The organism is Pseudomonas sp. BO3-4, from assembly GCF_034044115.1.
GTDB classification, from domain to species: Bacteria; Pseudomonadota; Gammaproteobacteria; order Pseudomonadales; family Pseudomonadaceae; genus Aquipseudomonas; species Aquipseudomonas alloputida.
The window spans coordinates 1,710,357-1,732,954 of the sequence record NZ_CP139018.1 but is presented as its reverse complement, the minus strand read 5'-3'; the positions used below and the strand labels follow the sequence as shown (position 1 = coordinate 1,732,954).

Below are 22,598 nucleotides of genomic sequence, written 5' to 3'. Positions count from 1 at the left end.
TCTGATATTGCGTTGTCAGGAGTCGCCTGCACATCTGGCGTTACGCCCCGTCAATTGGTGCAGTCGTCTTCTGAAAATGACAATCAAGTTGACGTTCGGTGTTCTGGTCAACGGAGCTAACGCGAATGTATCCGACCTTTGCCATTTCCCCGCCCTCTGTATTCATTTACCTCTAGATGCAGAGAGTATAGGTGTATTCAATATCAAAAGCAAGCCTAATGAATACGGAATTCTGAAGGGTTTTGTATTCACCAACTTGTAGCCGCTGGCGTTTACCTCATTGAATACGGGTAGGGCCGCTCTGCCTGCTCCCCTCCCGCCCCACCGGCTGCTTTCCACCGCTAACAAGAAAGCCCGCACAGAGGCGGGCTGAATGACATAGCCCTACCAATGGCAAGGCCGGAATAATGGCTTAGAAGCCCAAATACTGGCCCCTATCGGTTGTCGGCACTGAACCCAAGTTTGGAGCGAGCAACGGTAAGCAGAATCCAAGGTATTGCGTTGCAAAGGCTTACTACTCCCCCAGTGGGGGAAGCCCAGGCACGCTGGCGCGAGAACTCCACGGAATTGCGAGAGATAAGGCCGTGTGGCGTCATCGGCTTAGACTGCCTGTAATGGAGGCCCCGTAAATGGGGGCTCCCACGGGTGTGAGGGTATGCCAGCACTGGCGTTGGTGCCCGTAAGATAGTGGATAGTGGATAGTTCTGCGATTAGTTACGGGAGATGGCTCATAGCTGATCCACCTATGCCACCAGCGGTTCGACCATCTCACAACCGCCCGCCTGCAACAAGTCAACAAAGATCGGCGGGTATTCCAGATGCGCAGGGTAGCCCTTCCAGTGCCATCGCACTGTGTACTGGTACTGGTTCCGGTAATGGTAACGTGCATCTTCAATCGACTCTTGCAGGCTCCAGAGCAGCCCTGTACGTGCTTCGTCAATCTGCTCGGGTGTGCAAAGGTCCAGGGTTAGCAGTGACTGCCACACGGACTCTGCATTCGCATATAAACCATCGATGAACTTCTCCCAGGAGCCAACCTCTGCGTATTGCCATCCAGTTGGCGCAAGCACTGTTGGCACCAGTGTGGCCACATCCAGCCGCTTCAGCAGGCGAGCACGTAGCAAACCCTTGGGAATGTCTGCACCTGATAGTGCGTGGTAGCAGTGGTCGGTGATGCTCTCGATCAGCAGGCTGTGGTCAGCGTCTATAAGCTGCTGGTTGGGCTTGCCCCACGGCTGTTGCCAGTTCAGGTAAGTTAGCGGCTGCCATCTGAAAGCATCCTGCGGTAGGAAGCTTCTGTGGTCACTGTCCACCCGACTTTCGCCCTGTGCGATGTAGATGCCAAGCACCCGTACCAGACCAAGCATAAAAGTGCAGTTATCGCGGTGGCGCTGTGATGGTGATACCGCTGCCATCCGCTCTAACTCATCTGCATACACACACAGGGAAGCACGGGTGTGCTTATCGGACTTAAACCTAGTGTACGAACCTTTGCCACGCTGGTAGGCATCCATCAGCTCTAGCTGCTCAAGCGGTAGCTGTTCAAGCTGGCCAAGCGTATAGCGGTCTTCCAATTCCCGCACGGCTGTGCCCTTCTGCTGCCGGTTGTAGATTTGCCGGGCAAGGGTGTGCAGCGTGTCCAGCTTCAAAGCACCGGACTGGGCCAGATATTCAACGAACTCTTCGCCCAGCAACGCACGTACCTTCTTCGCTACCTGCTTGTTGGTATCGCCTACGCCTACTTGCCACTTCTTTAGCAGCTTGTGGGCAGGAATGCTCAGCCCCGTATCTGCTGAAATGAACTTGTTACCGGCTTGCTGGTTAAGCAGCGATAGACCGATGAACAGGTTAAGTGGGTGTAACGCACCTACTGATCCATCTACGCCAATACGGGCTTGGATGTGGCAGCGGTGGTACACAGACTTCCGCTCATCAGGGTTGAAGCCATAGCACTTGTAGTACCGGTTATGGAACTGCTCTAGCTCGAATAGCGAAGCAGTGGTGTGGCCCGTCATGATACAGACGGTGTTTGCCTTGATGCACTCCCTGACAATCCACTGCCCGAAGCTGTTCTTACAGAACCGGGTGAACTGTTCTTCTATGCGAGACTGCCGCTTTGTTGCTTTATCAGCGCCCCTAGACTTGGCCTTTCTACAGCTATCTTTGCAGAAGCGCTTGGTCTTGTCCGCCTGCTCTCGGCGTCCTGTGTACGGGCTGCTGCAGGTAACGCAGGTGTAACTGTAGTTACGGGTGTTGTTCTTCTTGGTCTTGCTTGGTGACATTCGTTCCACTCTCTAGGGAATCAAGCCGCATGGCAGCTTCAACAATCAATTGCTCAATTAGTCGGGTTGGGTTAATGACGCCTGTGTACTCCATTAAGCGAAGCAACTTCGCTTGATGTTCAGGCCGGTATACTGAGATTCGCATGTAGGTTCCTACTGGAATTGTGCATAGCTGATTGGGCTGGAGTCCTAGTGCCATGCAGGTTTGAACGATTAAGGCGGACAGAATCTATACTACCTGCCGCCTTCAAGTACTTACGCAAGGGGCCAGTTAGGCCACCTCGGCAGGCTCCGCGTAGGCGCGGCGAAGGTCGGCCAGGGCGGCTGCTTCTTCACTTGCTTGCTGTGCGGCCAGTACTGCTGCTTGCTCTGCTGCCGCCTTGGCTTCTGCTTTACGACGCTGCATTGAGATGGTGATTTCTACTTGGCGGGCAGTCTCGACGACATTACGCTCATAGCGACTCTGGTCGTATTCGGCACGCACCAGCTCTTCTAACTTTCGCAGGTCTGCTTTAATCGTCTTCTCTGGCTTCCGGAGAATGGCCTTTAAGAATAGTGCTTCGACATTGAGCTTAACGATCCTGTAGCCCTGCACTATCTCATCTTGCATTTCGATCATGGACATCTCAAGTGGCTTGTGGCGCACAAAGTCAACATTGCCTGCTAGCCCCTTGTAGCCCAGCCCCTCTGAGTTGCTGTTGTACCGGGCAACTCGCTGGTCAAGTAGTTGCTGTAGTTCTGTGTCGTCGTGCTTGAAGAATTCTACGACCTTATCGCCGTAGGCATGTGTAGCGTCCGTCATTATTGCTTTCCTTATTTATGTGATCGGTTAATCTGTTTAAAGCCCGCCATAAATTCTGACTTGGTGAGCTTCTTGGTTATCTTCTGCTTATTGCCACTGGACTTTGTAGCACTCTCCGCAGGCTTCTGTGAGGGCTTCTTATTCGACCCTGTGGGTAGGATTGCGACTTTCTTCTTCGCCGCTTGTAGACGCTCTCTATGGCCCACAAGGTCATCTAGAGTGGCTACCATTCCCGCCGAGAATATAAAGTCTTCCAAAGCATTGAGGTATAGCAGTTCGTCCTTAGTTGCCTGGACATAATCCACTATTGCAGATGGTGCTTCAGGCTTCTCCAGGAAGTACGACAAGATGGCTCCGTTGTCCTTGCGAACTTCGAGCCAGATATTATTACTGGTCATTAAGCGGCTTCCGTATCTTGCTGGGCTGCCTTCTCTGCTTCCTGGGCAAGGTACTCTTGCTCTAGTTGCTCTTGGCTAGCGGTGTTGTTCTTCTTCCATGTACGTGACTGGCAAGTTGAGTTGCAGAATCGACTTAGTGGACTGCGAGAGTAGAAGGTGCGGGAGCAACCTTCACACTTGTGACGGCGTAGCGGTCGTTGTTTCATATTGTTTACCTTATGAATTGGTTGTGAACAGCGGGCAAAAGGAACCCGTCGCCCGTTAGAGGCTGGGGGGTAAGTTACGCTGAACGGTAGTTGGGTGTTGCGGGTGCACTCTGATGTGCGATTTACCCCGTTGCGGGGCGAGTCTATAAAAGAGTGGCCAGTTGCGTTGCTCTCCTGGCCGGAGAATACCTCTAAGTTAAGGCTCCTGAAGCGCACTTAACCATCCGGTACAACTATTGCGACCCTATGCAATTCGTCCCGATCATGCTGCCCTGGATCGGTAACAGGCAAGAGAATACGCAGACACGGCCTTTCCGTTCCGGTCGTCGTATTAGCAGGGGGGTATGGGGGGTTATAGCGAAAGGATCGAGTGGGGTCTTCCACTGAAGATCATTACCTTACCACGGACCGTCGAAATTGTCAAGCATAATTCAGTCAGTAATGCAACTATTTTATCTGGCTATTGGATGAACGGTCGGTAAGTGCGGGAAACCTTGCCCATTTATAAACCTACATATGAAATAGCTGCTCCCAGCCTTTGATTACCCTGCCGGTACCGATCACGCACTGGAACGGCTTACCGCGCGACCAGGACGAGTCGAACTCGCTGCCATCGGCCAGCCAGCCGGTGTACTGGGTGGTGATCAGGGCACCTTTGACGGCGGCTTTGCCGTCACCCTCGACCAGGTCGATGATCTGCAGTTCTTGGCTCACGGGTACACTCCAAACGCTGAAAAACAAAACCGCCCTTTTCTCAGGAATGCACCGGTTTGGCAAGTTCACGCAGAAATGTCCGGAGGCATTCGCCGACGGAATGCCTCCGTACAGACATGACGTTGAATCAGCTGTTCTGCTCGAACACCTCTTGGCCGGACAGCTCCTTGGTCTGATTGGCGAAGCAGTACCACGCGGGTTTCTCTTCGACGAAGATCTGCAGGTCGAAATCCCAGGCTTGGTCGCCATCGAGCAGGCCGACCGGCACGGCATGGAAGTCGTTGGCCTTGAGCCGGTAGTACAGGTGCGTACCACAGCGGCCACAGAAAGCACGCTGGGCCCAGTCGGACGAATCATAGACGCTGGGCGCACGCCCTTCGATCAGCGGAGGCTTGCTGCAGTGCACCACCAGCAGCGGGCCGCCGGTCCACTTGCGGCACATGCTGCAATGACAAGCGCTGATATGGGTATTGTCGACGGTGACCGTCAGCCGCGTGTCGCCGCACAGGCAGGTGCCTTGTTTTTCCAGGGCCATGGGTGGCTCCTCGAATGCAAAGATGGGCCTGCAATTATAGAAGCCCGCCGCGAAAGCCGCTTGCTTGCTGCTTTTGTACTCTGCGAGACAGCGCAGCCCAAAAGGGCTGGCTGTCTGCTACAGGGCATCGCACTCACGGCTAGATGTACGCAGTACCACGCAGGTACAACGCCGCCCGCCCACTGATGATTACGCGGCCATTGCCCGGCACTTCGCACTGCAACTGCCCTTTGCGTGCCCCGCCCTGCTCGCAGCTCAGCACGTTCTTGCCCAGCCTCTGGGCCCATACCGGTGCCAGCGAAGTGTGCGCCGAGCCGGTTACCGGGTCTTCATTCACACCAACCCGCGGGCCGAACCAGCGGGTGACGACGTCAAAGCCACGCCCTGCCGCGGTCACGGCAATGCCACGGACGTCGAAGGCCGACAGCGCAACAAAGTCGGGTTTCAACGTTTCGAGCAGCATGGCGTCATCGATCACCACCACATAATCGTCGCTACGGTACACCGCCTTCGCCTGGCTCAAGCCCAGCGCCTGCAGCAGGCCCGCCGGCGTGTCCACCGCTACGGGTTGTTTGGCCGGGAAGTCCATGGCCAGCAGGCCATCAGTGCTGCGGCTGACACGCAGCTCGCCACTGCGGGTGTTGAAGCGCAGTACTTGCGCCTGCTCACCCAGTTGCTCGAACAGCACGTAAGCCGAGGCCAAGGTAGCATGGCCGCACAGGTCGACTTCCACGGTGGGGGTGAACCAACGCAGGTCGAACGTTTCGCCTTTGCGCACGAAGTAGGCTGTTTCTGACAGGTTGTTTTCTTCAGCGATGCGCTGCAGCACATCGTCCGGCAGCCAGCTGTCCAGCGGGATCACTGCGGCCGGGTTGCCACCGAACGGTTCAGTTGAAAAGGCATCGACCTGGAAGATTTCGAGTTGCATGCACACACTCCTTGTTACCTGGGCGCTGCCAGGCAGATATCTGGAAAAGGGCTACGGGCGTACCGGGGTCAAAACTGGCTCACCGGCAAAGAACGCCTGCAGGTTGCGCAGCACCAAGGCCACCGTGTCGCGCGCGGCTTCTGGCGATTGGCCAGCCACGTGGGGTGTGAGCACAGTGTTGGGCAAGGCCTTGAGTGCATCGGGCACTGCTGGCTCGTCATCGAAAACATCCAGCGCGGCGCCAGCCAGCTGGCCACGCTGCAATACGGCAATCAGGGCCTGCGTGTCGACCACGCTGGCACGGGCGATGTTCACCAGATAGCCTTCAGCGCCCAGGGCCTGAAGGACGTGGGCATCGACCAGATGCCGGGTGTTGGCGCCACCGGGGGTGGCCACCACCAGGATGTCGACGGCTTCAGCCAAGTGCCGAGGGCTGTCGTACCAGGCATAGGGCACATCCTGGCGTGGTGTGCGGCTGTGGTAGCTGACGGGCATGTCGAAGCCCAAGTGGGCCCGCTTGGCGATCGCCAGCCCCACTGCGCCGAGGCCGAGAATGCCCAGGCGTTTGCCACTCACGGAGGGGCTGATCACCCGGTTCCATTCACCGCGCCGCGTGCTGGCATCGGCACGAGGAATGTCGCGCAGCAGCGCCAGCAGCAGGGCCAGGGTGTGGTCGGCGACGGCTGCGGCATTGGCCCCGGCGCCATTGGTGACGGTTATGCCGCGTGCGGCGGCGGCGGCCAGGTCGACCTGCTCGTAGCCGGCGCCGATCACGCAGATGATCTGCAATCTGGGTAATGCATCAATTTCGGTGGCGGATAGCCCCAGCGGCCCACGGGTGAGTACCGCATCGATTTCTTCGGCGTGGCGATGAATGGCATCGGCGCGCAGTTGCGGCGAAGGGGCACGGATCAGGTGGTAACCGGCCTGCTCCAGCATGGGCAGGTAATCGTCGACGGTTTCCACCAGTACCAGGACTGTCTTGCTCATGCCACCTCCGGGTGAATTCGAGGCGTCATTATGCGGAGTCACCGGCCGGTACAGTCAATGGAAATAACAAGGCAAAACTGTACTGTGCTGTTGCTGTTGCTGTTGCTGTTGCTGTTGCTGTTGCTGTTGATCTTGATCTTGATCTTGATCTTGATCTTGATCTTCGCGACTTCAGGAGGCCGAACGCAGGCCTTGCGGAGGGAGGTGACGGGCATGGATGCCCGTCAAGCGCTGGGCCCCAGGATGGGGCCTGCAGCGCGGTCCTCCCGGGAGCGAGGCCGGAGAGAGGGGACCCCGGAGCGCAGCGCAGGGGCCGGATGATGGGAGCGCAGCGTTTTTTGGTTACTTTTTGTCGCGTTTGACAAAAAGTGACTCGCCGTAAGGGCGAAAAGGTGAGTCAGCGTCGCCATCGCGAATGGACTGTTCGCTGAGTCAAAACAGACGAATTTGCTTCTTGCTTCTTGCTTCTTGCTTCTTGCTTCTTGGATGTGGGCATTCACATCGAGTAGGTATTCATTCGCGCAGGTGGCGCACAGTCACCTTTCCGCCCTTACGGCGGGTCACTTTTTGTCAAACGCGACAAAAAGTAACCAAAAAACGCTGGCTCCTATCATCCGGCCCCTGCGCTACGCTCCGGGGTTCCCTCGCTACGGTCTTGCTCCCGGGAGTACGCGCTGCAGGCCCCATCCATGGGGCCTCAGCGCTTGACGGGCATCCATGCCCGTCACCTCCCTTCGCAAGCCCTGCGCTCGGCCTCCTGAAGTCGCAATCTGCGTCGCCTGAACTACCGCGCGCTTACAAGCAAAAGCAGAAGCAGAATAAGCAGATACAGAAACAGCGTTACTGCGCGAACGCGCGCCCTAACCCACCGGGTACACCACTGCTGTCAGTTTCCTGCCAAGGCCCATTCGGGCTCAACGACCAGCTCCAGCCGTTATCAAACCGATAGTAGGTACGCTGCCGGTAGAAGGTATTGGGCTGCTTCTCCAACACATATACACCCAGCTTGGGATCCCAGTGACTTGCCCCGCCAGGCGGTGGCGCAAAGCTGGCCGAGGTGCGCGGCATGGGCTTGGGTATCGCCGCCGGCTTGCTCGGCTGAGTGGAAGGCTGCCTGCCCGGCAAGGGCTTGACCACCGGCCCCGAAGGCGGCACACGCTCGATCGGTGGCGCGGGCTGCTCGTACGGCTCATGCACCGTACACGCAGACAAACCCAGGGCCAAGGTAATCAGGGTCAGGCGGACGGTGCTGTGCATGGCATTGCTCTCTTACTGGTCTGGAGTGTCGATGGTCAGGCGCTGGGTAGCCTGGGTGGCGCTAGACAACGGCGCCCCCTGGCCAATCCACTCACCCTGGGTAGGCTGACCCGCGCGTGAAACACGTGCAACCAGTTGGACTTCGGCATACTGCGACAGTTTCATCTGCGGCATCATCGCATCTGCATCAGACAACTCCACCTCGATCGGCAACTGCGCCACGGTCACCCGCTTGGCCGCCAGCGGCATCGGCGGGCCATTGCTGGCGCGAGCGAAGATAAACACCGTGTCGTCCGGCTGAACCTTGTCCTTCAAGGCAGCCGCCAGTTCCACCCGCACTTTCAGGCGAGCCGCCACAGGTGCAGGCTCGGTAGCCTGCACTGGCGCGCCACCCAAGCGCTCGGCGGCGCGGTCGATCCCCCCCTGCAGGGCCCCTCGCGATGCATCACCTTCTGGCAACTGCGCCAGCAAGCGCTTCCAGTAGTCGATGGCTTCCTGATAGCGCTCGCCTTCAAACGCGGCAATACCGCGCAGGCCCAGGCTGGTCACCTCGTTGGGGTCCGCCTTCAGCGCTTCGTCAGTCAGCGCCTGCAATTGCGGGCTCCACTGCTTGTTGGCGGCAAAGTACAGCGACTGCGCCCACTGCCCCAGCAGCTCGGGCTGACGACCAGCCAAGGCCACGGCCCGTTCGAACGTACGCGCGGCATCGGCCGGGCGCTGCTCGGCCATGTAGGCCCGGCCAAGGAAATACATGGCCTCGGCCGAATCCGGCTGGGCCTGCACCACGCGTTCAAGGCGCGTGGTCATTTCTTCCATCGACTTGGGAGCCTCGGCAAACTCCTGGGTCAGCGCCACCTTGTCGGCCGCCCCAAAATGCAGGTACAGCCCCAGCGCCATCAGCGGTACCAGTACCGCAGCCAGCAGCGGCAGGGCCTTGCCCAAATGCCCCTGGCGCGGGGCCTCGGCGCCTTCGGTATCGGCCAGCAGCTCGCGGGCAGCCTCGTCCCGGCCCTTGGCCATCTGCGCCTCATCGAGCACACCGGCGGCTTGTTGGGCCGCCAGTTCGGCGACACGTTCCTGGTAAAGGGCCACGTTCAAGGCCGTGCGGTCTTCTTCCTGCTGGCGACGGCGGCCACGCAGGATCGGGAGCAGCAAAAAGCTGAGGGCAGCGAGCAGCAGAAGGCCCGCGCTAAGCCAGAATTCAATCATGGGTCTGTTCTTTTTCCAGCAGTTTGGCGAGACGCTCGCGTTCTTCGGCAGACAACTCATCGGCGCCCTGCACGGCCGTAGCACGGCGCCGGCGTACGATCACCGCCAGCACCACGAAGCCACCGGCCAGCAAGATCCCCGGGCCAAACCACAGCAGCCAGGTACGCCCGCTGAGCGCCGGCTTGTAGCGCACGAAGTCGCCATAGCGGTCGACCATGAAGTCGATGATCTGCTGGTTGCTCTGGCCTTCGCCAAGCATGCGGAAGATTTCTCGGCGCAGGTCGGCAGCAATCGGCGCGTTGGAGTCGGCAATATCCTGGTTCTGACACTTGGGGCAGCGCAGTTCCTTGGTCAACTCTTGGTAACGCTCGCGCTCTGCCTCGTCGCGAAACTGGTAGGTGTCGATAGCCGCCTTGGCCACACCGGCCAGGCTCATGCCCAGCACCGCAGCTGCCAGCCAACGCCTCATGGCTTGGCCTCGTCAATCAGGCCCTGGTACAACGGCGCCAGCTGTTCACGCCAGACCGTGGCATCGACGATGCCGACGTGCTTGTAGCGGATGATGCCCTTGGCATCGATCAGGAAGGTTTCCGGCGCCCCATACACCCCAAGGTCCAGGCCCAGGCTGCCCTGTTCGTCACGAATATCCAGCTGATAGGGGTTGTGGAACTCGGCCAACCACTTCTGCGCGGCGGCGTTGTCATCCTTGTAGTTGACCCCATGGATCACCACCCCCTGCTGTGCCAGCTGGTTCAGGTACGGGTGCTCGACCTTGCACGACGGGCACCAGGTGGCCCACACGTTGACCAGTGCCGGGCGCCCCTGCAAGTCGGCCTGAGTCAGGGTGCGGTCCCCCTGTGTCGACGCCAGGGAAAATACCGGGAACGGTTTGCCGATCATTGCCGAAGGCAGCTCGTCGGGCTTGAGGAAAAGCCCCTTGTAGAGGAAGACCGCCACCAGCAGGAACACTGCAAGGGGCACTACCATGATCCAACGCTTCATGCAGCTGCTCCAGACACGCCCAGGACATCACGCACCCGGGTCTTGACCTTGACGCGGTAGCGCCGGTCGAGGGCCGCCAGCAACCCGCCCAGGCCGGTCAGCAGACCGCCCAGCCAGATCCAGCGGACGTAAGGCTTAATATGTACGCGCACAGCCCAGGCGCCATTCTCCAGTGGCTCGCCAAGCGCGACGTACAGGTCGCGGGTAAAGCCGGCGTCGATGCCCGCTTCGGTCATCATCGACTGTTGCACGGTGTACAGGCGCTTCTCCGGGTACAGTGTGGTCACTTCACGGCCATCGCGGCTGACCACGATGGTGCCCTTGTCAGAGATGAAGTTCGGCCCCTCGAAGTGCTTGGCGCCCTGGAACAGGAAGTGATAGCCACCCAGCTCCACGCTTTCGCCCGGCGCCATGCGCAGGTCGCGCTCGGCGCTGTTGTTGCTGGACAGCACCACGCCCAGCGCACACACCGCCAGGCCCAGGTGCGCCAGTTGCATGCCCCAGTAGCTGCGGCCCAGGCCCGGCAGGCCTTTGACCAGGCCCTTGTGGCGGGTCTTGTCGAAAATGTCACGCAGCCCGCCAAGCACTACCCAGGCGGCCAGGGCGAAGGCCGTCAGCGTCGGCCAGTCGAAGTCGTCGACGATAAAGCCGGCAACCGGGGCAAGGATGGCACTGCCGATCAATACCGGGGTCATCATGCTGACCAACCATTTGCCCGGGGTGTCCTTCCAGCGCACCACCACGCCCACGCTCAGCACCACCATCAGCAGCGCCATCAGTGGCAGGAACAAGGCGTCGAAATAGGGCGGACCGACCGACAGCTTGGCCCCGGTCAGGGCATCGAGCACCAATGGGTACAGGGTACCGAGCAGAATCATCGACGCCGCGACCACCAGCACCAGGTTGTTGGCCAGCAGCAGCGTTTCACGCGACCACAGGGCGAAACCGACCTGGCTCTTGACCACCGGTGCGCGCAGGGCGAACAGGGTGAGCGACCCGCCGACCACGAACAGCAGGAAAAACAGGATGAAAATACCCCGCGACGGGTCGGCGGCAAACGCGTGCACCGAGGTCAGCACCCCGGAACGCACCAGGAAGGTACCCAGCAGGCTCAGCGAGAATGCGGCAATTGCCAGCAGCACCGTCCAGCTCTTGAATACCCCGCGTTTCTCGGTCACCGCCAGCGAGTGGATCAGTGCGGTGCCCACCAGCCAAGGCATGAACGAGGCGTTTTCCACCGGGTCCCAGAACCACCAGCCACCCCAGCCCAGTTCGTAGTAGGCCCACCATGACCCCAAGGTGATGCCAACACCCAGGAAAGCCCAGGCGACGATGGTCCACGGCCGCGACCAGCGCGCCCAGGCAGCGTCCAGCCGGCCGCCGAGCAAGGCGGCAATGGCGAACGCGAAGGCCACTGAGAAGCCCACATAGCCCATGTAGAGCATGGGTGGGTGAACGATCAGGCCAAAGTCCTGCAGCAGCGGGTTGAGGTCACGGCCATCGGTCGGCACCTGCGGCAGCAGGCGCTGGAACGGGTTGGAAGTAATGATCAGGAAGCTCAGGAAGCCCACGCTGATCATGCCCATTACCGCCAGCACGCGGGCCAGCATCACCTGCGGCAACTGCCGGGAGAACACCGACACGGCAAAGGTCCAGCCGCCGAGGATCAGCGCCCAAAGCAGCAACGAACCCTCATGGGCGCCCCACACCGCACTGAACTTGTAGTACCAGGGCAAGGCGCTGTTGGAGTTGCTGGCCACATAGGCGACCGAGAAATTGTCTGTCATGAAGGCATGGGTCAGGCAGGCAAAGGCAAACGCCAGGAAGGCGAACTGCCCCCACGCTGCCGGCCGCGCCAGGCTCATCCACAGGCTGTCGCCACGCCACGCGCCAAGCAACGGCACACTGGCCTGCACGACGGCAAAGCAGATGGCCAGAATCATCGCCAACTGGCCCAGTTCGGGGACTACCAGTGCTGCGTTCATGGCTTCGTCTCCCCGCCGGCAGCGGCCTGGCCGCTTTCCTTCAGGGCCTTGGTGACTTCGGGCGGCATGTATTTCTCGTCGTGCTTGGCCAGCACTTCATCGGCCACCACCACACCGTCGGCATTGAGCTTGCCAAGGGCGACGATGCCCTGCCCTTCGCGGAACAGGTCGGGGAGGATGCCGCGGTAGGTGATGGGTACCGACTTGTTGAAGTCGGTTACCACGAAACGCACGTCCAGCGAGTCGGCCGAGCGCTGCACCGAGCCTTTCTCCACCATGCCGCCGGCGCGGATGCGCGTGTCCAGCGGGGCTTCGCCGTTGGCGATCTGGGTCGGCGTATAGAACAGGTTGATGTTCTGCTGCAATGCGCTCAAGGCAAAGCCGACGGCAACCCCGACGCCGACCAGCAGGCCGACGATGAGCAACAGGCGTTTCTTGCGCTGCGGATTCACTGGTTGTTCTCCCGGCGCAAACGGCGCGCCTCTTCTTGCAAATAGCGACGACGAGCCAGCAGTGGCGCACCGACATTCAGCGCCAGCACCGCCAGGCAGATGCCATAGGCCGACCACACGTACAGGCCATGGTGGCCCATGGCGAGAAAGTCACCGAAGGTGGCAAAGCTCATTGTGTGGCCCTCCGCCCCAGGCTGTTCAATACTTCGTCCCTGACCCAACTGGCGCGTGCTTCGCGCTTGAGCACTTCAAGGCGCATACGCAGCAGCAGTACGGCGCCGAAGAAACAGTAGAAACCCAGCGCCGTGCACAACAGCGGCAGCCACATTTCGGCCGGCATCGCCGGCTTTTCGGTAAGGGTGAAGGTGGCGCCCTGGTGCAGGGTGTTCCACCACTCCACTGAATACTTGATGATCGGGATATTCACCACACCGACAATCGCAAGCACCGCACAGGCCTTGGCTGCACTGTCACGATTACTGATCGCCTGGCCCAGCGCAATAATGCCGAAGTACAGGAACAGCAGGATGAGCATGGACGTAAGGCGGGCATCCCACACCCACCAGCTGCCCCAGGTCGGCTTGCCCCAGATGGCGCCGGTAACCAGGGCCACGGCGGTCATCCAGGCGCCAATGGGCGCGGCACATTGCAGGGCGACGTCGGCCAGTTTCATCTTCCACACCAGCCCCACCACCCCGGCCACCGCCAGCAACACATAGCAGGACTGCGCCAGCATCGCCGCCGGCACATGGATATAGATGATGCGGAAGCTGTTGCCCTGCTGGTAGTCCTGGGGGGCGAAGGCCAGGCCCCAGGTGATGCCGACCAGCAGCAGGAGCACGGCAGCACCGGCCAGCCACGGCAGCATGCGGCCGCTGATGGCATAGAACCATTTCGGGGAGCCCAGCTTGTGGAACCACGTCCAGCTTATTTTCATCAGGGTACATCCAGGGTATTTGCCGGGCTTGAGAGCCCGGGACTCGTTATTCGCCGACGCTGATCTTCAGGCCGGCCGCTATCGCAAAGGGTGCCAGGGTAACGGCCAGGGCCGTCAGGCTGGCGAGCCAGAGCAGATGGCCGGTTGCCGGCATATTTTGCAACGCCGCTTGCAACGCACCACTGCCCAGGATCAATACAGGGATATACAACGGCAGAATCAGCAACGCCAGTAACAAACCTCCGCGTTTAAGGCCGACTGTCAGTGCCGCACCTACCGCGCCCAGCAAGCTCAATACCGGCGTACCCAGCAGCAGCGAACCGAGCAGCACCGGCAGGCAATGGCTTGGCAGCCCCAGCATCAGTGCCAGCAGTGGCGCCAACAATACCAGCGCCAGCCCGGAAAAGATCCAGTGCGCCAGCACCTTGGCCAGCACCAGCAGTGCCAGTGGGTGCGGCGACAGCACCCATTGCTCCAGCGAGCCGTCTTCGAAATCGCTGCGGAACAGGCCGTCCAGCGACAACAACACGGCCAGCAACGCTGCCACCCAGACCAGGCCCGGCGACAAGGTTTGCAACAATTGGCTTTCCGGGCCGACCGCCAGCGGGAACATGGCCACGACAATGGCGAAGAACACCAACGGGTTGGCCAGTTCGGCCGGGCGACGGAACAGCAGGCGCGCTTCGCGGCGCAGTAACAAAATGAATACGCTCATGCAGCCCATTGCCCCAGGTTCAGTTCTCGGTAACCGGAGGGCTTGCGTTCCAGTGTGTGGTGAGTCGTCAGCACCACCGTGCCGCCCTGCTCGCAGTGGGCTGCCAGGTGCGCTTCAAGCTGCGCCACGCCTTGCTTGTCGAGCGCGGTGAACGGCTCGTCGAGAATCCATAGCGGCGGGCAAGCCAGGTGCAACCGAGCCAGCGCCACGCGGCGCTGCTGGCCGGCCGACAGGGTATGGCAGGGGACGTCTTCGAAACCGCGCAGGCCGACAGCCTCCAGCGCCGCCCAGATCGCCTCGCGGCTGGCCGGATGGTGCAAGGCGCACAGCCAGGTGAGATTCTCCTCGGCAGTGAGCAAGTCCTTGATGCCGGCGGCGTGGCCAATCCACAGCAGGGCGCTGGCCAGGGCATGACGCTGCTCTGCCAGTGGCTTGCCACCCAGCAGAATCTGCCCGGCCGTCGGCTGCATCAGCCCGGCCAACAGGCGCAACAGGCTGGTCTTGCCACTGCCGTTGGGGCCACTGATCTGCAGCATGTCACCGGCGCCCAGCTCGAAATCGAGCTGTTCGAACAGCAGGCGCCAGTCGCGCTCGCAGGCCAGGCCCGCGGCTTGGAGGTGAAGGGTCACGGTTTCGCCTTATCTTCAGTAGGGCTTTGAAGCAGCCAACACCGCTCCAGAACCCTTGTGTCTCAAGTCGCCCCGCGCGCTGCCGTTATACTGGCAACCACGGGCGCTCGGCATTATTACACGCGCCGCCGCGCTGCCAAGAGGCCGGGCTCGACAGGTTGTATACAATCATGACTGAAATCAATAGTCTCGGCGCACAAACCGCGATCAACAGCCAAGCCATGAAGGCGGGCACGACCGGCGAACTGCTGCGCCTTATCCAGGCGCAGCCCGGGCTGCTGGCCCCCGGCGAAACCGCGCAAGCCGAGGTTTTATCGTTGCGCCAGGCGGGCCAGGACTTTCAGCTGGTGCTAAGGCTGATGCAGGCCAACGGCGTGCAGACCCAATTACAGGCCAACGCCAGCCAGCCGCTGCCCCAAGGCAGCCAGATCACCGTCAGCCAGACCGAAAGCAATCGCCTGGCGATCATGTTGCAACAGGCCAGCGCCAGCCAGGTCGCCACCCTCACCCAGCTGGACACCAGCAAGGTGCCGGTCGGCACCTTGCTGCAAGGCAAGGTCCTGACCAACCAGCCGCTGGCCCAGGCACCCGGCCAACCGGCCGTGTACCGGGCGCTGGTCAGCTTGCTCAACAGCACCCAGGCCGGTGCCACGCTGAGCATCGACAGCCCGCGCCCGCTGGCCATTGGCAGCCTGCTCAGCGCCCTGGTGCAGGGTGATCAGTCATTGCGCTTCGTGCCGCTCAGCGGCAGGCAGGACCAACTCAGCATTGCCCAACAGCTGCTGACACAGCAAAACCGTCAAGCCTCGCTGCCCGGCCTGCTCAACACCCTGCAACAGCTCACCCGCGACTCAGGCGTCGATGGCGAGCTGCGCGCCAGCGCCGAACGCCTGCTGGCCGGCCTGCCGGACGCCCGACAACTGGGCGACGCCAAGGCAGTGGCCCAGGCCCTGAACAACAGCGGCAGCTTTCTCGAAGCGAAGCTGCTGAATGGGTCCACCGCCAGCGTCGACACCGACCTCAAAGCACATTTACTGCGGCTGATGGCCCAGGCCCCTGCCCTCCCGGCAGGGGCCACCACTCTGAGCCCCGCCAGCCTGGCCCTGACCATGCCGATACTGGCGCGCAGCGCGCTGGGCATGCTCGAGCGGGTCAGCCCCAAGCCGCAGCCGGGCGCGTTCCCATTACCGTCGCGCCTGCTCAAGGCCCTGGAAGAGGAAGGCGACCTGCAACAGCTGCTGCGCCTGGCTGCCGCTGCCATTTCACGTTTGCAGAGCCACGCCATGAGCAGCCTGCAACAAACCGGCACGCTGGAAAACGGCAACCTGCAGACCACCTGGCAAACCGAAGTGCCCATCCGTCACGGCCAGGACTTCATCCCGCTGCAAGTCAAACTGCAGCGCGAAGAAACCCCACAACAACAGGCCGACCGCCAACATGAAGCCCAAAACCCTCGGCAAGCCCTGTGGCGCATCGAGCTGGCCTTCGACTTGTCCCCGCTCGGCCCCCTGCAAGTGCAGGCGCAACTGAGCGAGGGCCGCCTGAGCGGGCAGCTATGGGCGGAGCGCGAGCAGACCGCGCGGTTGATCGACGCCCAGCTTGGCGCGCTGCGCGCGCGCCTGGTGGCCCGGGGCCTGGAAGTCGGCGACCTGGAGTGCCACCCGGGCATCCCGCCGCAGGGGCCACGCACACGGATGGAACAACGCTGGGTGGACGAAACCGCATGAACGATACGACACCACGCCAAGCCATAGCGCTGAACTACGACGGCCATCAGGCACCGACCCTCACCGCCAAGGGCGACGAGGACCTGGCCGAGGCCATCCTTGCGCTCGCCCGCGAACACGAAGTGCCGATCTACGAAAACGCCGAGCTGGTGCGCCTGCTGGCGCGGCTGGAGCTGGGCGATCAAATACCCGAAGCGCTGTACCTGACCATTGCCGAAATCATCGCCTTCGCCTGGCAACTGCGCGGCAAGGTACCCGCCGGCTTCGATGATCCGCGCCCGACAGAACGCGATATCACCCCACCATTGCCCCCGCTGCCCGGCACTGGCCAGTAACTATCTACCACCCCCTCCCCCACCATGCGCCCAACCTTGTCGGCCTCCCACGTACAAGGTGACCGTCATGATCGACAGCAGAATCAACGCCAAGGGCGTGCAGTTCGTAGTAGACCATCTGGCCAACATCCCACGCCCGGACCGCGAAGCCAATCGCTTGATCCGGCAGTGGCTTGCCGGGCAAGGTGTGCATATCGACCCCGATCGCGTCGATGTGGTCACCCTGCACTACCGGCCGGATGACCAAGGGTATGTGGCAGCGGTCCAGCAGACCCAGAGCATGACCCAGGCGCTGCTGGGCAACTGGCAAGGGGAGTCCGATAACAACCTCATCGGCGCGCTGTTCGCCAACCCTTGGGCAGGCACCTTCCCCCAAGGGCCGGTGAGGCTGGTCGATCGCCTGCCAGCGCTGGGCTTTGGCCATCAGGGCGCAGCCTTCGAAGTGTACAACGGCCTGTTCCAGCGATCGTCCCCTGCCCGTTACGATGCCTCGACCCACGTTCAGGTACCGGCTGAAGCTTTCCAGCGTTTCATAGACGCGCTGGATTTTCACAGGCCGTTCAAAGCCATGCTCGACACGTACTGGCAGGAGCATCAGGACAGTCACCGCCTGGCCAGCAAGCTCAATTTCATCGCCGCCTGCAACGCCCAGGTCAGCCAGGGGCGCCTGAGTGATGCCGCCAGGGAGCTGGCATGGCAAGCCGCCGGCATGATGCCGCAGCGTTTCAAGATACGGGTGAGCACGCTGAGCATCTATGGCTATGCGGCCACCGACCTGCTGTACATCAATGCCCCCCACAGCGATCTGACCCTGCTGTACATGCCAGGTAACAGCTCGCCCTTGCTCGAATTCGCCAGCGAGAACCTGCTCAAGGACTGGGTGGGCGATCAGTGCAAGGACCCCGCCCGACGCGAGGCACTCAAACAACACTTCAGGCTTGCCGACCGCCCTCAGGGCCTCGATTTCAGCGGCCTGGACACCGCGCTCGAGGGCCTTGGCGACTATCCGGTTCGGCACCGGCTGCCGCCTGAACATGGTTATTTCAACGATGATGGCGTCTGGCCCCCCAGAACCTACGTGAACTACAAACCTGGCAAGTACAACCCCAAACTGACCGGGGATATGTTCGCAGCCCTGACCGAGCGCCAGCGCCAGCGCAGCTACGACGATGCCGATTTTGTCATCACCACCGATAGCCAGGTTACCAAAGCCAAATGGCGAGGCTACCTCACCAATACGCTCAACCTGCTAGCGCCATTGTGCCTGGTGGTGCCGGGGCTGGCGCCACTGCTGGCGCTCGGTGGCATTGCCCAGTTGGGTCTGGGCCTGGATCAGGTGATCAACGGCCACAGCCTGAAAGCCAAACAGGATGGGGTGGACGACATCGCCTGGGGGCTGTTCAACGCCGTACCGCTGGCAACGGAGGGCACAGCAGGCATCAAGGCCCTGTTCGAGTTCAAAAGCGATGGTTTTGTCATGCCGCGCGAGGTCAACGGGCAGCTCGGCTATCCGTTGAGCCCGACCAGCCCACCGCGGCTTCCAGAGCCAGAAGGCGCGGAGTACTTCCACAACCACGAGCCCATTGCCCCCCTTGATGACGGCGACCCGGAGGTTGCCGGCGCGGTGATACGGTTGCCCCACTACGATGGCGAACTGGACGACCTGGAATGCAGCATCGAAACCTACAACGCGCGGGTGGTCTATGACATGGAGCGGAATGCGTTCATCCTCAAGGACGACGTCAACGAGGTCGATCCGCAAGCCTACGTGGCAGTCCCCGGCAGCCGTGACCTGGTGGCGCTCGACATGCCTCGGCCGGTAACCGACGCCATGCGCACGCGCACTTTGCGCGCCTTGGGTGTCGACCTGCCCCTGCCGGTGCAAATACCGACACGGGCGCCGGACAGCGCACCTATCCCAACACTCATATCCAGCCTCTGGGTCGGCAACAACGTCCTTGGCGAGCCATTGCTGGCCAACCTTGCCGCCAACGCAGCGCGCCTGAGCGACAGTGAATACAGCATGCGCCTGTTTCTGTCGAAGGCTTCGCCTACCGCCTACGAACAGAACGCAAGGCTATTGGCAGCCCGGGCGCCAGGGCTTCAGGTATTGCCGCTTGAAGAGCAAGGTTTCTTCCGGGCCTTCCGCCAGAGCCGCTATTACGCACAGTACGATGCAGCACTGGATGGCAACGGTGGCATCGCCACCAATTACGCGTCGGCGACGGATGTGCTGCGCTACCGAATGCTGCACCATGAGGGTGGGCTGTACATGGACGTAGACGATTTCCTGCTGCCGGACGGCAAGGGCGAAACGATCGACCAGGTCGAGCTGCACACCCCGCCCGATGGGCTGCTGCTGCCACCGCCGATGTGCAACGAAAAAATGAGCATGAATTGCCTGTACAACACCAGCCTCATAGGTAGCCACCCAGGCAACCCGGTGCTGGATGCGATCTCCGATGAAATGCTCGCACGCTACCAGACCCATGCAAACTTTTACGACAGCCGACCGAGCCTGGAACAGGACCCTGGCAATTTCTACCGCTATGCCAACAAGCTCAGCTACCTCACCGGCCCGGCGCTGCTCACCGAGATGGTCGATCGCCATCTACCCGGGCTGCGGACCCTGCGCCAGATCATCAACTTGCACATCATGCCACGCGTCAACACCTACCCATTCATCGACGCCTCACAGGCCAATGCTGCCCTGAAGCAATTGCTGCCCCTGAACCGTTTTGCCGGCGTCGGCGGCAATCACTCCTGGGTTCGCAACTGAAATGCATGGGGAACTGAACGGGCCTGGCGGCGCCCTTCAGATCGAGCGACGCATGGGCGCCGCTCGATGTCCCAGGTGACGAGCCTGCTAACGAGGCTACCTGCCAGCCCCCGTCAAGGAGCCCGATGCACCTTGCTCATCAACTCCGCCTCGGCCTGGGTCAGGCCGCAGCTCTGGGTCAACTCATCGACACTCGCCCCCATCCCCACCAGCTTGGCCGCCTGGCTAAAGGTAACGTTGCTGGGGTCGCGCTGCTCGAGGCGCTCCAGCCGGTCTGGCAGGGTAGCCACCGTCGCACGCAGCTCATGGATGGCCTCACCCATGCGCACAGTGCCGTTCTGGTAGTCATCCAGACGCTTGGCCAAGTCCTTGATGCGCTGGTCACGCAGCGCATCGCCCTCGGCCTGCTGCGCTGCCAGCTCGCGCTGGCGCTTGCTGTAGTTGAGGAAAAACCACAGGCTCAGCGCCCAGGCCAGCGCCAGGAAGATGACAGCAACCTCTAGGATCAACTCAGATGTTCTCCAGCTCGGACCACTCTTCCTCGGTCATCATCTTGTCCAGTTCGACCAGGATCAGCAGTTCGCCATTCTTGTTGCACACGCCCTGAATGAACTTGGCCGACTCTTCGTTACCCACGTTCGGCGCAGTCTCGATTTCGGACTGGCGCAGGTAAACCACTTCGGCCACGCTGTCGACCAGAATGCCGACCACTTGCTTGTCGGCTTCGATGATGACGATACGGGTGTTGTCGGTCACTTCGGTCGGCATCAGGCCAAAACGCTGACGCGTGTCGATCACCGTCACCACGTTACCGCGCAAGTTGATGATGCCCAGCACGTAGCTCGGCGCACCCGGCACCGGGGCAATCTCGGTGTAGCGCAGGACTTCCTGCACCTGCATCACATTGATGCCGTAGGACTCGTTGTCCAGACGGAAGGTAACCCACTGCAGGATCGGATCTTCGGAACCTTGTGCAGACGACTTTTTCATTCCCCTACCCTCAAAATCCGCCGTTGGCGGTATGTTCTGTGTCATTTCTGTTTGGCGTGCATCTGCTTGACCGCACCGCTGGCGATCAGCTCGGCCAGTGCGGCGACGTCGAGCAGTGCGCACATGTGTTCGATTACGGTGCCGGCCAGCCACGGGCGCTGGCCACGCTGGCTGCGCCACTTGATCTCCGACGGGTCCAGGCGCAGCGAGCGGCTGACCTGATGCACCGCCAGCCCCCATTCGTAGCCCTGCACCGAAATCACGTATTGCAGGCCCTGGCGAAAATCATCGCGGTAGCGGTCGGGCATTACCCAACGCGCAGTGTCCAGCACCTTCAGGTTGCCGGCCTGGCAGGTCAGGATGCCGAGGAACCAGTCGGGCTGGCCGAACAGTGGCGTCAGCTCCTGGCCAGCCAGGGTGTAGATCGAGCCCAGGCACACCAACGGCACCGCCAGGGTCAGGCCGGCAACGTCGAACAGCAGGCATTCGAACGGCTCGGCCGCCCACACCGGACGACCGTCGACAGTGGCCGGGGGCACGGGCAGGTTGGGTGCCGGCAGATGCACATCGACCAGTGGCACAGCCGGTTCCACGGTTTGTTCTTCGACCAGTACCGGGATGCTGGCTTCGGCCACGACCTCCTGCTCGACCACCGTCACCACCGGGGCTTCCACCGGCATCACGCTGGGCAGTACCGCCACACGGGGTTCGGCGAACGGCCGCGGGGCAAAGCTGGCGGCGGCGGCTTCGGCGGGCTCAGGCCGGGCTGGCTGCCGGGCATCGCGTGCCTGCTCCTCGCGCACCGCCTCGGCGAACTCATCCGCCACTGCCGGCTGCTCGCTCAGGTCTTCGGCCTCGGTGGCCTCCTGCAGCAGGCCGTCCAGGTACGATTGCAGGGCCATCTGGGGCCGGGTGCTGGTTTGCCGGGTTTGAGTCATCAGGCCACCTGCACTGCGGTCTTGTAGGTGAGCAGGTGCTTGAGCAGCGCCCGGTAGGCGATCAACCCACGGCTCTTGCTGTCGAACTGCGAAGGCGTGACGCCCTTGCGACTGGCATCACGCAGGCGCGTATCCACCGGAATGTAGCCCTGCCACACATGCTGCCCGTAGGTGTCACGCAGCAACTTGAGGGTGCCCAGCGACGCCTGGGTACGACGGTCGAACAGGGTCGGTACGATCTGGTACGGCAGCGCCTGCTTGCGCGAACGGTTGACCATGGCCAAGGTGCCGACCATGCGCTCCAGGCCCTTCACGGCGAGGAACTCGGTTTGTACCGGGATCACCAGCTGCTGGCTGGCGGCCAGGGCATTGACCATCAGCACACCCAGCAAGGGTGGGCTGTCGATCAGGGCATAGTCGAAATCCTGCCACAGCTGCGCCAGACTCTTGGCGATTACCAGGCCCAGGCCATTCTGCCCTGGCGACTGGCGCTCCAGCACTGCCAGGGCGGTACTCGACGGCAGCAGCGAAATGCGCTCATCGCTGGTGGGCAGCAGCAGTTGCCCGGGCAAGCCTTCGGGCACCGTGCCCTTGTGCAGGAACAGGTCGTAGCAGCTGTGTTCCAGGGCATCCGGGTTGTGCCCGAAGTAGCTGGTCATCGAGCCGTGCGGGTCGAGGTCGACGACAACCACGCGCTTGCCGGCCTCGGCCAGCAGGCCGGCCAGGGCAATGGTAGTGGTGGTCTTGCCGACACCACCTTTTTGATTGGCTACTGCCCAGACTCTCAT

General features: G+C 61.4%; 24 protein-coding genes and 1 pseudogene. 3 read left to right on the top strand and 22 right to left on the bottom strand.

The features are described from left to right. Nucleotides 1-743: 743 nt before the first annotated feature. The 18 genes and pseudogenes from REH59_RS08055 to ccmA form a co-directional block, all read right to left on the bottom strand. Nucleotides 744-2,282 (bottom strand): hypothetical protein, encoded by a 1,539-nt coding sequence (locus REH59_RS08055; protein ID WP_320450470.1) that lies wholly within the window; start codon nt 2,280-2,282, stop codon nt 744-746. Nucleotides 2,283-2,553: 271 nt separating this feature from the next. Further along, complete coding sequence (locus tag REH59_RS08050) at nt 2,554-3,084, bottom strand: hypothetical protein (protein WP_320450469.1); 531 nt, start codon at nt 3,082-3,084, stop codon at nt 2,554-2,556. An 11-nt stretch (nt 3,085-3,095) separates the two neighbouring features. Then, the gene (locus REH59_RS08045) at nt 3,096-3,482 is read right to left on the bottom strand and encodes a hypothetical protein (RefSeq protein ID WP_320450468.1); all 387 of its coding nucleotides are present in this window, start codon (nt 3,480-3,482) and stop codon (nt 3,096-3,098) included. 731 nt (nt 3,483-4,213) lie between these two features. Then, nucleotides 4,214-4,402, bottom strand: a pseudogene (locus tag REH59_RS08040) (FKBP-type peptidyl-prolyl cis-trans isomerase); the annotation flags it as partial. A gap of 127 nt (nt 4,403-4,529) precedes the next feature. Next, a complete protein-coding gene (locus REH59_RS08035) occupies nt 4,530-4,937 on the bottom strand; it encodes a GFA family protein (RefSeq protein ID WP_014860679.1) in 408 nt (135 codons plus the stop codon). A 139-nt stretch (nt 4,938-5,076) separates the two neighbouring features. Further along, nucleotides 5,077-5,865: a PhzF family phenazine biosynthesis protein gene (locus REH59_RS08030; protein ID WP_014860680.1), complete on the bottom strand. Its 789-nt coding sequence runs from the start codon at nt 5,863-5,865 to the stop codon at nt 5,077-5,079. Nucleotides 5,866-5,916: 51 nt separating this feature from the next. Further along, complete coding sequence (locus REH59_RS08025; RefSeq protein WP_014860681.1) at nt 5,917-6,855, bottom strand: 2-hydroxyacid dehydrogenase; 939 nt, start codon at nt 6,853-6,855, stop codon at nt 5,917-5,919. Nucleotides 6,856-6,893: 38 nt separating this feature from the next. Further along, nucleotides 6,894-7,070 carry a hypothetical protein gene (locus REH59_RS08020; protein ID WP_320450467.1) on the bottom strand — a complete coding sequence of 59 codons (177 nt, stop codon included), beginning with the start codon at nt 7,068-7,070 and terminating at the stop codon, nt 6,894-6,896. A gap of 625 nt (nt 7,071-7,695) precedes the next feature. After that, nucleotides 7,696-8,112, bottom strand: coding sequence for a hypothetical protein (locus tag REH59_RS08015; RefSeq protein ID WP_004577461.1), 417 nt, complete (start codon nt 8,110-8,112; stop codon nt 7,696-7,698). 12 nt (nt 8,113-8,124) lie between these two features. After that, the gene (gene ccmI / locus REH59_RS08010) at nt 8,125-9,321 is read right to left on the bottom strand and encodes a c-type cytochrome biogenesis protein CcmI (RefSeq protein ID WP_014860171.1); all 1,197 of its coding nucleotides are present in this window, start codon (nt 9,319-9,321) and stop codon (nt 8,125-8,127) included. Then, the gene (locus REH59_RS08005; protein WP_014860172.1) at nt 9,314-9,790 is read right to left on the bottom strand and encodes a cytochrome c-type biogenesis protein; all 477 of its coding nucleotides are present in this window, start codon (nt 9,788-9,790) and stop codon (nt 9,314-9,316) included. The genes ccmI and REH59_RS08005 overlap by 8 nt, the downstream gene beginning before the upstream one ends. Further along, a complete protein-coding gene (locus tag REH59_RS08000) occupies nt 9,787-10,323 on the bottom strand; it encodes a DsbE family thiol:disulfide interchange protein (protein WP_003254377.1) in 537 nt (178 codons plus the stop codon). The genes REH59_RS08005 and REH59_RS08000 overlap by 4 nt, the downstream gene beginning before the upstream one ends. Beyond that, nucleotides 10,320-12,308: a heme lyase CcmF/NrfE family subunit gene (locus REH59_RS07995; protein ID WP_003254378.1), complete on the bottom strand. Its 1,989-nt coding sequence runs from the start codon at nt 12,306-12,308 to the stop codon at nt 10,320-10,322. Before REH59_RS07995 ends, REH59_RS08000 begins: the two co-directional genes overlap by 4 nt. After that, a complete protein-coding gene (ccmE, locus tag REH59_RS07990) occupies nt 12,305-12,760 on the bottom strand; it encodes a cytochrome c maturation protein CcmE (protein ID WP_003254379.1) in 456 nt (151 codons plus the stop codon). Before ccmE ends, REH59_RS07995 begins: the two co-directional genes overlap by 4 nt. Then, a complete protein-coding gene (gene ccmD, locus REH59_RS07985) occupies nt 12,757-12,933 on the bottom strand; it encodes a heme exporter protein CcmD (RefSeq protein WP_003254380.1) in 177 nt (58 codons plus the stop codon). The genes ccmE and ccmD overlap by 4 nt, the downstream gene beginning before the upstream one ends. Continuing rightward, entirely contained in the window at nt 12,930-13,697 is a 768-nt protein-coding gene (locus REH59_RS07980; RefSeq protein ID WP_012051654.1) for a heme ABC transporter permease, read from the bottom strand. The genes ccmD and REH59_RS07980 overlap by 4 nt, the downstream gene beginning before the upstream one ends. Before the next feature lie 46 nt (nt 13,698-13,743). After that, nucleotides 13,744-14,412, bottom strand: coding sequence for a heme exporter protein CcmB (ccmB, locus tag REH59_RS07975; RefSeq protein ID WP_012051653.1), 669 nt, complete (start codon nt 14,410-14,412; stop codon nt 13,744-13,746). Further along, a complete protein-coding gene (gene ccmA, locus REH59_RS07970) occupies nt 14,409-15,041 on the bottom strand; it encodes a cytochrome c biogenesis heme-transporting ATPase CcmA (RefSeq protein ID WP_014860173.1) in 633 nt (210 codons plus the stop codon). The genes ccmB and ccmA overlap by 4 nt, the downstream gene beginning before the upstream one ends. Before the next feature lie 170 nt (nt 15,042-15,211). Here ccmA and REH59_RS07965 point away from each other — a divergent pair, with 170 nt between their 5' ends. From REH59_RS07965 to REH59_RS07955, 3 genes are all read left to right on the top strand, one after another. Continuing rightward, nucleotides 15,212-16,768: a flagellar hook-length control protein FliK gene (locus REH59_RS07965; RefSeq protein WP_014860174.1), complete on the top strand. Its 1,557-nt coding sequence runs from the start codon at nt 15,212-15,214 to the stop codon at nt 16,766-16,768. Continuing rightward, nucleotides 16,765-17,103 (top strand): EscU/YscU/HrcU family type III secretion system export apparatus switch protein, encoded by a 339-nt coding sequence (locus REH59_RS07960; protein ID WP_004577455.1) that lies wholly within the window; start codon nt 16,765-16,767, stop codon nt 17,101-17,103. The genes REH59_RS07965 and REH59_RS07960 overlap by 4 nt, the downstream gene beginning before the upstream one ends. A gap of 67 nt (nt 17,104-17,170) precedes the next feature. Next, a complete protein-coding gene (locus REH59_RS07955; protein ID WP_014860175.1) occupies nt 17,171-19,882 on the top strand; it encodes a dermonecrotic toxin domain-containing protein in 2,712 nt (903 codons plus the stop codon). 113 nt (nt 19,883-19,995) lie between these two features. Here the strand turns inward: REH59_RS07955 and REH59_RS07950 are convergent, their stop codons facing one another. From REH59_RS07950 to REH59_RS07935, 4 genes are read right to left on the bottom strand one after another with little or no spacing between them, the layout of a single operon-like run. Beyond that, the gene (locus REH59_RS07950; RefSeq protein ID WP_003254391.1) at nt 19,996-20,391 is read right to left on the bottom strand and encodes a DUF2802 domain-containing protein; all 396 of its coding nucleotides are present in this window, start codon (nt 20,389-20,391) and stop codon (nt 19,996-19,998) included. 1 nt (nt 20,392) lies between these two features. Beyond that, on the bottom strand, nt 20,393-20,872 hold the full coding sequence (locus REH59_RS07945; protein ID WP_003254393.1) for a chemotaxis protein CheW: 480 nt from the start codon (nt 20,870-20,872) through the stop codon (nt 20,393-20,395). A gap of 41 nt (nt 20,873-20,913) precedes the next feature. Continuing rightward, nucleotides 20,914-21,810 carry a CheW domain-containing protein gene (locus REH59_RS07940; RefSeq protein ID WP_019750744.1) on the bottom strand — a complete coding sequence of 299 codons (897 nt, stop codon included), beginning with the start codon at nt 21,808-21,810 and terminating at the stop codon, nt 20,914-20,916. Then, on the bottom strand, nt 21,810-22,598 hold the full coding sequence (locus REH59_RS07935) for a ParA family protein (protein ID WP_003254396.1): 789 nt from the start codon (nt 22,596-22,598) through the stop codon (nt 21,810-21,812). The genes REH59_RS07940 and REH59_RS07935 overlap by 1 nt, the downstream gene beginning before the upstream one ends.

Bases quoted from the DNA above. Each gene is read 5' to 3' on its own strand.
- REH59_RS08055 (WP_320450470.1), bottom strand. From the start codon at position 2,282: ATGTCACCAAGCAAGACCAAGAAGAACAACACCCGTAACTACAGTTAC.
- REH59_RS08050 (WP_320450469.1), bottom strand. From the start codon at position 3,084: ATGACGGACGCTACACATGCCTACGGCGATAAGGTCGTAGAATTCTTC.
- REH59_RS08045 (WP_320450468.1), bottom strand. From the start codon at position 3,482: ATGACCAGTAATAATATCTGGCTCGAAGTTCGCAAGGACAACGGAGCC.
- REH59_RS08035 (WP_014860679.1), bottom strand. From the start codon at position 4,937: ATGGCCCTGGAAAAACAAGGCACCTGCCTGTGCGGCGACACGCGGCTG.
- REH59_RS08030 (WP_014860680.1), bottom strand. From the start codon at position 5,865: ATGCAACTCGAAATCTTCCAGGTCGATGCCTTTTCAACTGAACCGTTC.
- REH59_RS08025 (WP_014860681.1), bottom strand. From the start codon at position 6,855: ATGAGCAAGACAGTCCTGGTACTGGTGGAAACCGTCGACGATTACCTG.
- REH59_RS08020 (WP_320450467.1), bottom strand. From the start codon at position 7,070: ATGCCCGTCACCTCCCTCCGCAAGGCCTGCGTTCGGCCTCCTGAAGTC.
- REH59_RS08015 (WP_004577461.1), bottom strand. From the start codon at position 8,112: ATGCACAGCACCGTCCGCCTGACCCTGATTACCTTGGCCCTGGGTTTG.
- ccmI (WP_014860171.1), bottom strand. From the start codon at position 9,321: ATGATTGAATTCTGGCTTAGCGCGGGCCTTCTGCTGCTCGCTGCCCTC.
- REH59_RS08005 (WP_014860172.1), bottom strand. From the start codon at position 9,790: ATGAGGCGTTGGCTGGCAGCTGCGGTGCTGGGCATGAGCCTGGCCGGT.
- REH59_RS08000 (WP_003254377.1), bottom strand. From the start codon at position 10,323: ATGAAGCGTTGGATCATGGTAGTGCCCCTTGCAGTGTTCCTGCTGGTG.
- REH59_RS07995 (WP_003254378.1), bottom strand. From the start codon at position 12,308: ATGAACGCAGCACTGGTAGTCCCCGAACTGGGCCAGTTGGCGATGATT.
- ccmD (WP_003254380.1), bottom strand. From the start codon at position 12,933: ATGAGCTTTGCCACCTTCGGTGACTTTCTCGCCATGGGCCACCATGGC.
- REH59_RS07980 (WP_012051654.1), bottom strand. From the start codon at position 13,697: ATGAAAATAAGCTGGACGTGGTTCCACAAGCTGGGCTCCCCGAAATGG.
- ccmB (WP_012051653.1), bottom strand. From the start codon at position 14,412: ATGAGCGTATTCATTTTGTTACTGCGCCGCGAAGCGCGCCTGCTGTTC.
- REH59_RS07965 (WP_014860174.1), top strand. From the start codon at position 15,212: ATGACTGAAATCAATAGTCTCGGCGCACAAACCGCGATCAACAGCCAA.
- REH59_RS07960 (WP_004577455.1), top strand. From the start codon at position 16,765: ATGAACGATACGACACCACGCCAAGCCATAGCGCTGAACTACGACGGC.
- REH59_RS07955 (WP_014860175.1), top strand. From the start codon at position 17,171: ATGATCGACAGCAGAATCAACGCCAAGGGCGTGCAGTTCGTAGTAGAC.
- REH59_RS07945 (WP_003254393.1), bottom strand. From the start codon at position 20,872: ATGAAAAAGTCGTCTGCACAAGGTTCCGAAGATCCGATCCTGCAGTGG.
- REH59_RS07940 (WP_019750744.1), bottom strand. From the start codon at position 21,810: ATGACTCAAACCCGGCAAACCAGCACCCGGCCCCAGATGGCCCTGCAA.
- REH59_RS07935 (WP_003254396.1), bottom strand. From the start codon at position 22,598: ATGAGAGTCTGGGCAGTAGCCAATCAAAAAGGTGGTGTCGGCAAGACC.